Annotated in this window: 1 protein-coding gene; it reads left to right on the top strand. The window is 68.2% G+C overall.

The annotated features are described in order from the left end of the window. Positions 1 to 112: 112 nt before the first annotated feature. On the top strand, positions 113 to 1,876 hold the full coding sequence (locus tag KIP79_RS46075) for an IS1182 family transposase (RefSeq protein WP_214111416.1): 1,764 nt from the start codon (positions 113 to 115) through the stop codon (positions 1,874 to 1,876). The last annotated feature ends 23 nt before the right edge of the window (positions 1,877 to 1,899 follow it).

The raw sequence follows: 1,899 nt of genomic DNA on the forward strand, positions 1-1,899 counted from the left end.
GATGCTGTTGGTGATCTTTGTAGTGTCTGGCGTTCTTGTTGAGTCCATGGTTGTCTGAGGGTGATTTCACCGCGCCGTTCTGTAGCCGTTCTGCGGAGGTGGACGGGTGTCGATGGGCGGGGATATCGGACGAGTGATCCCGAGGGAGACGGTCCGGGCGGCCTGGGCGGCCAACCCCTCGGGAACTCCGGCGATGTGGATCCGGGACCGGCTCGCGGGGGTGTTCAGCGAAAAGGACTTCACCGGCTGGTATCCCGCCGACGGGCGGCGAGGGCTATCGCCGGTGACACTGGCCCTGGTAAGCGTGTTGCAGTTCGCGGAGAACCTGACCGACCGGCAGGCCGCTTTGGCGGTGCGGTGCCGCATCGACTGGAAGTACTGCCTCGGACTGGAACTGACCGATCCGGGGTTCGACCACTCGGTGTTATCGGAGTTCCGAGACCGGATGGCCCAAGACGATCGGGCCGACCGGCTGCTGGCGGTGATGGTGCAACGGCTGGTGGAGGCGGGGCTGATCAAGCAGCGAGGCCGGATCCGGACCGACTCCACGCATGTGCTGGCCGCGGTCCGCAAGCTCAACCGCGTCGAGCTGGTCGGGGAGACACTGCGGGTCGCGCTGGAGGAACTCGCCGCCGCTGACGAGGACTGGCTGGCCACTGTGATGACCCCGGAATGGGCGGGCCGGTATGCCCGCCCGGTCCGCTATGACCGGCTGCCGCGCGGCAAGGACGAACTCGCCGTGCACGTGCTGCAGATCGGCCGGGACGGGATGAGGGTCCTGGAGGCGGTACACGCGGTCGGGGTCCGGCAGCGGCTGCGGGACCTACCGGGGGTTCAGGTGCTGCGGCAGGTGTGGGTGCAGCAGTACTGGACCGACCAGCATGGTGATCTGGCCTGGCGGGCTGCCAAATCCAGCCGGGACCGGCAAAGCCGCCACGGCCGGCCGCGCCGCTCCTCCTCCGCGGACGGTGAGGAGCAGGCGGACACGATCGCAGCGCGGGTGCCGTGGTCCGGGGTCGAGATCGTCAGCCCGCACGATCCTGAAGCCCGGTACTGCCGCAAGGAAGGTAAGTCGACCACCAAAGCCGAGTGGGTCGGCTACCGCGACCATCAGAGCGAGACCTGCGAGGAGGGTGTTCCGAACGTCATCGTTCACGTCGTCACCCGCCCGGCACCGGTCCAGGACATCGATGCGGTGGAGGACATCCACGCGGGACTGACCGCTTGCGGTCTGATCCCGGACGAGCATCTGGTTGACACCGGATACCTCACCCCGGACCTCATCCACCACACCGCCCAGCGGTGGGGCATCGCCCTGATCGGACCGGTGCGGGCCGACCCGCGAGGCCGCCCCGGGTTCACCAAAGAAGACTTCCACGTCAACTGGGAAGATCACACGGTCACCTGCCCGCGCGGGGTGACCAGCCCACCCTGGAAGCCCACCCTTGGCGACGGTAAGCCCCGCCTGTCGGTCCTGTTTCCCCGCGCGGCCTGCCGGGCCTGCCCCGACCGCGCCGCCTGCACCGGAGACGCCAACGGCAAGGGCCGGCATCTCACCCTTCTGCCCGAGCCGCTGCAGAAGATCCAGACCCTCAACCGCGCCGACCAGCAGAGCCAGCCGTGGAAGGCCCGCTACGCCCTGCGCGCCGGTTGCGAGGCCACCGTCTCGGAAACCACCCGGGCCCACGGCCTGCGCAACTGCCGCTACAAGGGCCTCGCCAAGACCCATGTCCAGCATGTCCTGACCGCAGCCGGAACCAACATCATCCGCCTCGCCGACTGCTATACCCCGGGCATCGTCCCCGACCGTCCGCCACGCCCGGTCAGCCAGCTTCAGCGACTCTGCCGACGGCTGTCAGCCCAGACCCCACAATGACCTCGAAGATCACCAACAGCATC

It is taken from the genome of Acrocarpospora catenulata, assembly GCF_018476525.1.
Taxonomy (GTDB): Bacteria; Actinomycetota; Actinomycetes; order Streptosporangiales; family Streptosporangiaceae; genus Acrocarpospora; species Acrocarpospora catenulata.